The sequence below is a fragment of the Vibrio sp. OPT20 genome, assembly GCF_963889365.1.
In the GTDB taxonomy this organism is placed as follows: Bacteria; Pseudomonadota; Gammaproteobacteria; order Enterobacterales; family Vibrionaceae; genus Vibrio; species Vibrio splendidus.
Window position 1 is genome coordinate 131,400 of the sequence record NZ_CAWPOA010000109.1, and the last position, 9,907, is coordinate 141,306.

Genomic DNA, 9,907 nt, shown 5'->3' on the forward strand with positions numbered 1-9,907 from the left:
GTATAGCATTATTTACACGCTATCGATTGCGTAATTTCAAGGAAGACAAGAGAGCAGCTATTCTTCAAGCTTCAGCATACATGTAGCATTGTGTAGCACTTGAAAACAAAAAAGCTCACGTGATTAACGCAAGCTCTCTATTCAATTACATTCTTTTCAATGGTTTGACAACGCTATCAAGCCCTTCAATTTTCAGAGCAAGGCACAGTTTTAATAAGTCACCTAGCTCACCAGAGGGGAACCCTTTTTTGTGAGCTACTAAATAACAATATTCTTCAGGAAAGTGTAGGATAGATCGCATGTAATTAGAGTGGATTAAAAATCGACTGTATTCGTTAGCTTCCCCAAAACCCTAAGCTAATCTTTCTCCTGAGCTTGTGACGTATGAGCTAGCCCAATCTCTTGGCTTCACATACCACTCCGATGCCTTCGTAGATGAAAACCGCTCTTAAGACCTTCGCTCTATCTACGGTTAGCTGAAACTAGTTGTGGGTTAGTTCGTAATCTATTGATTTAAAGAAAAATACTCAATTAATCGTAACTATTGAAAATTGCATTGAATGGAAGTCAGGTAAACACCAAGTAGTGTTTGTGCTATAATCATAAGATATGCAAAAAGTAGATATGAAACTATTATATGTCAATTAATTAGGCTAGAAGGTAGCGAATGTTAGTTTCTTGGGCGGAAAGCCTCAAAGTGATATAACATTTTGATTGCTCCAATGCGCTGTTAGCCTTACGTCAAACATAGGCAGGGAACAAAATGCTTTCTTTACATCGGAACGTAATATCTCTTTTGATGTTGGTGATTTCAGTAGGATGTACCAACACTGTAGAGCTAACTGTAAAAAATGGTACAAATCAGCCAATAACCCCAAAGATCATTTTGAAAGACGAAAATGGTACTCGTTCACAGAATGGATTATCTCTAGGCGTACTAAACGCTGATGAGCTGGCTAGCATCACATTTGAAGCAAAGCCAAATAGTACATTTGAAGTTGCTGGTTTTACTAATGCGAAAATAGCCACCTCTGAGTCAATTACAGTGTTGTCTAAACCAGACCCATTCCAGAAATCAGTAACTCTCCTACCGGCAGCCAAAGTGCTTGATGACTCAACTTCACTTGAAACAATCTCTCAATCATTCAAAAAGTTGGGAACCGATTTAGGCGCTTACCCTCTCCCATTAAATACTGCACTCAAAACTACTATAGGCTCACTAGTAGTAGCTGAAAGAGGCAGTGATAGTGCTCCGGGAAAAATATACTTGACCATTCCTCCCAACGTATTCGGAGTCAAACAGTTAACACTTGAGGATGTTCCAAAAATCCCTACTGAGGAAATAAGTGAAACAGAGATATCAGGCTCGGGCGCTAGTACAGCCTCTGTACAATATACTGCTCTTGCTGGATTTGACACCGGATTTAAATCAGACAGTGTATATCGATTAAAATGGTTTCTATCTGGGTTCGGTGTTATGAAAAAAATTGAAGACCCAACCAAAAATCCCGCAAAAATGTTCAACGAGCTGGATCAGAATTACTTAAGCCAAATAAAATCAACCCTAAAACGCTATCCAAACTCCAAGATATACTATATCAATAGCTACTATGTTTTAAATAACGCTAGACTCACAATCAAAGAAGCAAGAAAGGCTGACATGAACATTGATATAAATTCAATTGTAGTAAATGGTGGTACAGCATATACGTTCAACAACACTCAGGAACAACATAAATCTTTTGGCCCTGTCGTATTAAATTACTGGGGTGACGAATATGATCTGATTGAGATTGCAAACCCATTAAAAAACGTAACAACAATTTCTGGCACTCCCAAAATATCGGTTGAGGCAACACGACTTTTAGTTCCTACTGCTGACCAACCTTTACTTATCCAAACGGAAAACGAAGAACTAGAGAATACCGACAACTTAGTAGTACCTGAAACAGGGATGAATATAAGAGAAGATCAAAGAATCACATCAACAACATTTGAGAGGGAATAACCTCGTACTCATACAAGAGGTCTGTGCCCCTTATATAATAATATAAGATTTAGACCTTGCTGCCTGCATTGAGTCACCTCGAACAACAAGCTAAAAGAAAACAATTTCTTTTAGCTTCCATTGCGTATTCCTCGTAACCGTTCTCATTAAGTGTGGTTTTTTAATGCTATGAGTATGAGACTACAAACTACATGAATCACCTACACTAATGGCTTACCAAAGTGGTCATAGACAAGAGTAGTGCTAATGCTCTCGCCTTACATAACATGAACATTAACTTGTGACTCAACGTTGTTTTCATTCTGAACTTAATAGGAATCCTTGACGTGAAATATCTCAATAACATTCTTGAGCAGAGTCACCAACCGATAAAAAAGATGATTCAGACGTTGGGGTTGGTAATTAGTGGAAGGGGCTATAGCGACAATGTCAGGGCAATAAATCTGGACACAAATAAAGCTTGGACAAGTCGGCGATTTAAGCTTGCCAGTTTGGGATCGCTTTTACGCGTTCACTGCATAATTGTACCTGGAGTTTGCTACGATCATGCACCGTTCAAACTTTGTGACAAAACCCAGAAAGATGCTTAAAATGCAATCTTCATTTCACTAATACAACACTTTCTCGCAATGTGAGTGGTCATATCGAATGTTTGTTGCTGTGTTTTACACCAGAAACATTTCGGAGTAATAAGGAAAACTATTGCCAACTTTCACACAATATCTAATACAAAGCAGTGATTTACGCTCAGCGCTTAACGAATTCGAAGATGACGAGTTCTGCGATATGATTTATAACCTTCTGGACACTGCAGAACTGCCGGCAGACTTTTCAACGATTACAGACTTCCTTGGCGGGAATATTCAGCAAAATGAAAAGTTATACCAAGCCATCGTTGGCGCTTTATTCCTATATCATGGCAATCATGTGCAGTTTGAAGTGTCAATCGACAAGTCATCACGTGTAGATATGTATGTGCCGGGCCTAAACCTATTTGCTGAGGTTAAAGTAGGCCTAGCTTGGAAGCAGGCGGAAATCACTGCCCAAATTAATCGATACCAAACGATTATTGGCAATGATTACACTGTAATTGGCACGCATCCAAGTGGCCGCTTTGGATTATTGTCACTGAGTGAATTAAATGACTGGATCTTAGATAACTGCGATGACTTAGCATCAAAGGCTTACTCAACGTTCCTATTTGACCAAGATGAATTAGATATCGATGAACCAAAACAAGATACAGAAGAGCGGTTAGCTTGGGTTAAGCAAGAGATCTCTAATTTGGAGAGTGCCAAATTAAAAAACCATAATAAACCGACTAAAACTGGTAAACCACGTAATGGTGACCCACGAGTAGCATTAGCTAGACAAAAACTAAAACAAATGGGGATTAGTTGGGCGGAGTATGCGACTGTTGCCGATCCATTAACACTGGTTGAGACACCTACGGTTCCGAATGCAACTATTAACGAGGAGCAAGTTGCTAAGCAAGTTAGTATCGAAAATAGCTTATTCAAGGACTCATACACCAGTTTAAGCAGCACTAGTTGCACCAGTGTCGCTTATCTAAGTACGAATCCTAAGTCTCACCAGAGGCCTAAGCCAAAAGCTAAAACAAAATCTGGCGTTAATCGCATTGAGCAACTAGATAAAGAGATTATGACACTCGATCTATTGCGCATAGAGTTGGAAGAAGAATTATCTTAGTAGCCAAGAAGGTTCTGTCGAAAAGTTTGAACGGTGTAGATCGTGCCAAACTCCAGCTCAAGCGTCGATACACGACTATAACTATAAATCTTCGGGGTATTCGTACTTAAGAAGTTTAACGACACTATCCAAACCTTCAAATTTCGATGACAAACACAGTTACATTAAATCCCCTAACTCCCCTTCTGAGTAGCCCTTCTTATCGAGCCAAGAAAACAACTTTCTTTGAGTTTCCATTGTGTATTCCTCGATTAAGTATGGGTTTTTAGTGCTATGAGTATCAGGCTCCAAACTACATGAAGAACCGCATCTCCTTATCAGTTTAGTGATGCCATCCGCACAGAGCAAAACTACGAACCCTAGTTTTGCTCAATATCAGTTTGGAGCAACATCGTAGATTGATAGAAAGGTGTTCCGCGATCACAAAAGACTTCTCGATAATCGGCTCGAGATTGAGCAACAAAGATCACTCTCAAGTTCTCTATCGAACGGACTGTTAACCGATTTCGCAACCAACCAGCAAAGTTTGAATCCTTAAGCGCCTCAATACCGTAGAACCATATCCATTTAGGATATTCATTTTCTTCGAGATATTTAATTAACTCTTCTGATGACCTAAAATTATTCCTGTACGTATTCAAGTCAATAGTCACTACAGTGATGCCCAAAGATTCATTGATTCGATTGGCCTTTTTCATAAACATATCTGACAGTTTTGTACCAAATACATGATGTCGATACATATGCAAAGCCCAAGTACACCTAATATATCGCTCAAGGCCTTCCTGATACGTATCATAACTAAAATCAATATCTACAAGTCTTGTTGAATACATAACCTTATCCTTAAAACTATTAACTGACAAGTATGAAAGAAGGTACAATTACAAGAACTAGTCAGCATTAACCTATATGAATATTTAGATGCTGTGATTTTTCTTCGCACAGAAGGTAACTCACAACAATACCAATAAATAATCATCTCACATAACCCGAAGTTATCGACGACATCATATTATATTCAATAGTTTCTAAATCACCTCAAGATCGTTTATATATTTTTGTTCAGATATATTATAGGATGCTGCCAAGTCACACTGCTTATCATATGCAGCAAATGGTATTCCATATTGATTGGTAATCAATTCTATCGCTAAAATAAGACTATTATCTCGTGTAACTATTCTAATTGAGTCTATTTTGTTCACATTACGAGCCAAAAGAGTTGACACCCTCGAAACAATAATAAAATCAGTAGCATTCTTAAACATAGGTACAGTTTCTCCAAAAATCTTCCCTTTAAATTTTGGTAGTCTATTTGATGAGTTAGCCACAGCGATAACTTTATGGCGTAACCTTTTTTCTATCCAACTGATGTCTTTGATATTGACACAGTCACAATCTAGTACCACAACAGTAACTCCCATAACGAAAATCCTTTATTTATATTTCTACGCCTAACAAATTAAGTTAATAAGGTGGAAATTAATTAATACAATGGGGCAACGCCAACCTACTTATAGATATTATAGATATTATAGATATTATAGATATTATAGATATTATAGATATTATAGATATTATAGATATTATAGATATTATAGATATTATAGATATTATAGAATCTTAATCCGGTTCTGTGAACGATACTCAAACTAGTGATGATAATATCTAAAATTTATTTATCTTAATATTCCCATAAACTTAGGTCTAATGACTTATGTGATAAATACTATTTATGGAAAACCGAACAATTATTAATGCTACTGACTTTCCTGATTTAATCGATAAACGTAACGGTTCTATTATAATGCTTTCTAACCTTTTCTTCCCAATCAATAAAATCCAGATCAATATTTACATCGTGACACTCACGAAGAATAGAATTAATACTTTTAAGTAGCAAAGGTGAATGAGGGGAAACGCATCGCTCCTTTGTTGTTAAAACATTAGCCATATAGACTTTTAAATTTTCAGACACTTCCATGGTAACTCCAATCGTGTATTTCGATGCGGCAACTATGCTCCTTGCTTGCTACTAAATCAATAGCCTCCCCAACCACGCACTGAATACCCTGAACAGAATTAAATGCTAAAAATTAACAATTTACAGCACGACACCTGTGGTAACATAGTGAAATGCAGGTTTTTAAGTGGTAATATAGTGAATTAATATGAAACCCTCCCTTGCGACTTCAGCGATGTGGCACAAGGACACTCTTTCAAAAACAAGACGTTAAATTTTGGTCTAATTCAGCTAGTTCAGAGTTTTTATCTAATTTGCATCTACCGTTGATAAAATAATATCGTCTAATAGTTTTCATAAAATGATAACCAGATCACGTAATAAGTGGTTTATCATTCGATTTGGCTTTGTTGCGTAAATCGATGGAACTAAACCAATAACTTACGATCTGGTCGGTTACTCGTACCCACCTTGATTGAAAGAAGGCAAATTTGTAACCTTTAACTATAACACTACATATTTTATATGTGGGAGTTAGTAACCAGCTATGTATCTACACACTTTTGCTGCGCAAAAGATGAGTAGATACTGCTGGCGGGGCTACCACCCTCGACCTAAGAGCGCCACTGCGCACAAATAACATTCAATGCTTTATGGCTTTTACAACTGTAATTTATCGTCACGCTAACTACTCTAAGCGTGCCAAATTTGCCAAGACCTTGGCGCATTCTTTGCGTGTAAAAACATCCAAATTTAAACCGAATGAATGGATTGAAGAACTCCAAGATCGCAACGTCATTTTTAATGAAAAGTACCCCGATGGATTGCGTCTGAATTCCATTTCACTAGCTAAACGCATGGCGTATATCGATAGCGTTTTATCGAGCGAATTTGATTCTACGAACGCTACCAAAGAAGACAAAGCAAACTTCAAAAGGTACGAGTACAAGCTGAAACAAAAGATCGCAAAATCAACTGCGAGTGGTGATCTTTATGTTGCCAAAGCACTAAAGCATATAGCGGTTAAAAAGTCGAAAAACTACCGAGAGATCATTGATAATATTGAGGGAGTTAAGCGCAAAAATCAGTTGTTGAGGATGCTCGATAAATACATGGATTTCGCATCAAAAGTGGAGGGGACGACCGACCAACGCCAAGCCCGTGTTCACGAAGCCTTTTTCAAATTCCCACACAAGCACGGTGTCAAAGCTGATCCTAAACAGATGGCTGATTGTATTCGTAGCTTCTACGCTGAGATCGCCCCGAACCACAAACCCAAATTGGTTGTCGTCCACGACGACGAACGCACAAAGAACTCATGCACTGGCACACACCCACACATCTTCTTATCTACAAAAGATAGTGTGACAGGGGAGCGTAACTTGAGTACAACTTTACGTAACGCAGCCAACGCATACCTAGCAGCCAACCCTACTAACGTGCAGCTATGGAACGCTGAAAAACAGGAGCATGAAAACCACCGTGTAACGAACATCGATGCAACCGTAAGCGGCTATGCAGCATCAAAGTTAACAGGCATCGTTATTCAAGACATGTTCATGGCGCATGTGCGAAAGCACTTCCCTGCTCTAAGCATTGCCTTTACTGATAAAAGAACCAGAAAAATCAAGGCATTCCATGAGCAATTCGAGGACGCAAAAAAACCAAAAGCCGATCGAGAATACAACCTCAATGCGTTACTAAGTAACAAAAATAATGCCCTGCGCATGAAGATGAAAAAGGAGGTGGAGCAGCATCGTGACAAGCTCATTGATGAAACCAAGGCGCACCAAGCCAAGCTCGCCGAGGAATCCAAGTCACATCAAGCCTCAATCACTCAAATAACTAATGAACTGGCTGCTCTCGACAAAAGACTGAATCACCGTAAAAGCATGATTAACAGCACTGATGCCACGCTTAAAGACAAATATAAGCTAGCCACTGAAATTTATGAGCAAGTTAAACAAAGTGAGGTTCGTGTCGCTAATTTAAAGGCTCAAGAAGAAACCCTCCTGAATAGCATCAAACAAAAGCTTGCAGACCATGTAGAGCGTTTTATGGCGGCATACATCGCCATGTTTGAGAACATATTGAACAACAGAAGTGCATTTATCAACGCGAATCAAGTTCTGACAATATTTCGCAGCACCACCGAGGATGCGAGAAATGCGTTGTTTGATCAGGTCGATCGCAACCAGGCCCAACTGCAATCCATGCCGAACATTAAGCCTGAGGGCAAGGCCATTCACACAGACATCCATAACAAGTTTAAAGAAATGGTAAGACCCAAGCCTGAAGGGATTAGGTCACCATCACCACCAAGGCCATAGGTACAGGCGCAATTGGTTGATCGTAAAAGGGGTAAAGAGTACATTTTCAACAGACGGAAAATTTTTCTAAGTTTGGCGACCTACGAATTCTTTTTCCAAACCAAATCTTACAAACCTGAACGGCTATGATGCGTAATTTGGATAGAGAACCTAACTGTCTGAAATTGAGTTGACCATTACAGAGCGGTGGTACTCATCAACCATAAGGGAATTGTTTGTTAAGCTATTCTTATCTGGTGGGCGCGTGCGCCAATCCCACGAACACTGTGGTGCTTTATCAAAAATAATTAAACCATTTAATAATTCAACCCCACAAAAAGAGACCCGAAGGTCTCTGCGTTAATTATTTGTTAGTGCTTAAAAAGGCTTGCTGTCTTTCACTGCATTTAAGATCTCATACTTGCCGCCACCCTTGCCTATCAACTCCTTAACTCCAAGCAATTCCGTCAAGCCAGGCTCAACTGAGTCATAATCTGAATCAAATACACCCAGTGCTGACGGATTAGCTAAGAAATCATGGAGTACGACTGGCGGCGGATTTCTGAGTTTGTCATTCTTCTTTTTTTTCTTTGCCGATTTAGGTAACTTTGTCTCAGCCTTTAGCGCGTCCTCGTGGGCAACCTTCCAACCATCGTTAGAATTAGCTGTTTCTCGCTTCTTCGTCACTAACTCAGTCGGATCAACTTTGAATGTGATTGAGTAAGTTTTTCTACCGCGCTCGTTAAACTCATAGTACTTATTCGGCTCATCAGAATTGCCACTAACCTTCAGTAGCTTGAAGCTTGCTTTTTTACGCGCATCCAATTCAGCGGTACCATCATCAATCGCTTTATTTGTGGCATCGACGTTGGCGGTAATAGCCAAGATATCACTAACAGCTTTATCAATTACATACCGAGATAGATCTAGGCGCTTCTTATACTGCTCTTTAACGCCCATTTCGTCGCGAAACTCATCCATATCAATTGTGATCTCACGTACACCTACTGCCCCTTTTAGGTTAATGCGGCGAAGTAGAGCCATCAGCAGCTTCATGGTATGCTCGCTGGTTGCGTGACGCACGAAATAAATTGGAAGTTGAGTAAAACCCAATTTCAGCAATTCCCTTGAGTAAAACACAAGGTACGGCATAAATGCAGAGTTCAATCTTACTTGAACCGCTTTTGATGTCACCGCGATCTCACCAAAAACAGGAATATGTCGATGAACTTCCTCTCCATTTTCGGTGAGATAAGCTTCGTATATAGCGCCTGAGAGTTTCTTTAAGCTTTTATTCATTGCTTTTGTGATTGCCGACATCTTAGCGCCCTCTCGCGCTAGCAAACCCGGCGTCCAGTAGTTAATAAAGTCGCGAGCATCGAAGTTGAATATGCGATATTGAGCATTGTTTGCAAAAAACATATGCGTACATTCAAGGGCAGCAGTCGCAGACCAGATCACCTTTCGCTCTTCACTACCCACCTCACCTTCAAATTTAATATTATTAGTAATGCGTGGCAGATCATTGGATGCTTTCAATCGTTCAGATACCTTCTTAGTATCCTCAAGAGCAATAAGATCTGCCTCAATTCCAGCAACAAATTCGTTAATATTTGCTATCATAACTTTGCTAGTAGGTGCAAACGCCGCCACCGCAGAGATAAGTAGACACTGTTGTGTGATAGAAGCATCGTGCGATACAAGGTGGTTGCTAAAATTCGCAGTGCGCGAATCATCGATCAGGGTAAGTGGCATTTTTCATGGTTCTCTTTTTTCTTAAAAGTAAAAACATTTGGGAGATGAGTCAACACCTGTCTACCACTAGGGGGGCATCCCTCTCCCACTGGGGGGGCATCCCTCTCCCACTGGGGGGGCATCCCTCTCCCACTGGGGGGGTATCCCTCTCCCACTGGG

General features: G+C 39.7%; 7 protein-coding genes and 2 pseudogenes. 4 read left to right on the forward strand and 5 right to left on the reverse strand.

All coding sequences use genetic code 11. The features are described from left to right. Positions 1 to 145: 145 nt before the first annotated feature. Positions 146 to 298: pseudogene (locus tag AACR09_RS24445) on the reverse strand (putative quorum-sensing-regulated virulence factor); the annotation flags it as partial. A gap of 465 nt (positions 299 to 763) precedes the next feature. On the opposite strand from AACR09_RS24445, the gene AACR09_RS24450 reads away from it, so the two are divergent. The 3 genes and pseudogenes from AACR09_RS24450 (at position 764) to AACR09_RS24455 (ending at position 3,718) form a co-directional block, all read left to right on the forward strand. Then, positions 764 to 2,008 carry a hypothetical protein gene (locus AACR09_RS24450; RefSeq protein ID WP_193834611.1) on the forward strand — a complete coding sequence of 415 codons (1,245 nt, stop codon included), beginning with the start codon at positions 764 to 766 and terminating at the stop codon, positions 2,006 to 2,008. Positions 2,009 to 2,226: 218 nt separating this feature from the next. Then, a pseudogene (locus AACR09_RS24660) lies at positions 2,227 to 2,530 on the forward strand (IS6 family transposase); the annotation flags it as partial. 180 nt (positions 2,531 to 2,710) lie between these two features. Further along, positions 2,711 to 3,718 (forward strand): hypothetical protein, encoded by a 1,008-nt coding sequence (locus tag AACR09_RS24455; RefSeq protein ID WP_193834613.1) that lies wholly within the window; start codon positions 2,711 to 2,713, stop codon positions 3,716 to 3,718. Between the two features lie 359 nt (positions 3,719 to 4,077). Here the strand turns inward: AACR09_RS24455 and AACR09_RS24460 are convergent, their stop codons facing one another. The 3 genes from AACR09_RS24460 to AACR09_RS24470 form a co-directional block, all read right to left on the reverse strand. Next, positions 4,078 to 4,554 carry a hypothetical protein gene (locus AACR09_RS24460; protein ID WP_193834615.1) on the reverse strand — a complete coding sequence of 159 codons (477 nt, stop codon included), beginning with the start codon at positions 4,552 to 4,554 and terminating at the stop codon, positions 4,078 to 4,080. A 195-nt stretch (positions 4,555 to 4,749) separates the two neighbouring features. Further along, positions 4,750 to 5,145: a hypothetical protein gene (locus AACR09_RS24465; RefSeq protein WP_193834617.1), complete on the reverse strand. Its 396-nt coding sequence runs from the start codon at positions 5,143 to 5,145 to the stop codon at positions 4,750 to 4,752. Positions 5,146 to 5,498: 353 nt separating this feature from the next. After that, positions 5,499 to 5,705 carry a hypothetical protein gene (locus AACR09_RS24470; protein ID WP_193834619.1) on the reverse strand — a complete coding sequence of 69 codons (207 nt, stop codon included), beginning with the start codon at positions 5,703 to 5,705 and terminating at the stop codon, positions 5,499 to 5,501. A 632-nt stretch (positions 5,706 to 6,337) separates the two neighbouring features. On the opposite strand from AACR09_RS24470, the gene AACR09_RS24475 reads away from it, so the two are divergent. After that, on the forward strand, positions 6,338 to 8,014 hold the full coding sequence (locus tag AACR09_RS24475; protein ID WP_193834621.1) for a phage tail tape measure protein: 1,677 nt from the start codon (positions 6,338 to 6,340) through the stop codon (positions 8,012 to 8,014). 357 nt (positions 8,015 to 8,371) lie between these two features. Here the strand turns inward: AACR09_RS24475 and AACR09_RS24480 are convergent, their stop codons facing one another. After that, positions 8,372 to 9,646, reverse strand: a complete 1,275-nt coding sequence (locus AACR09_RS24480; protein ID WP_193834623.1) for a replication initiation protein — start codon at positions 9,644 to 9,646, stop codon at positions 8,372 to 8,374. Between the last annotated feature and the right edge of the window lie 261 nt (positions 9,647 to 9,907).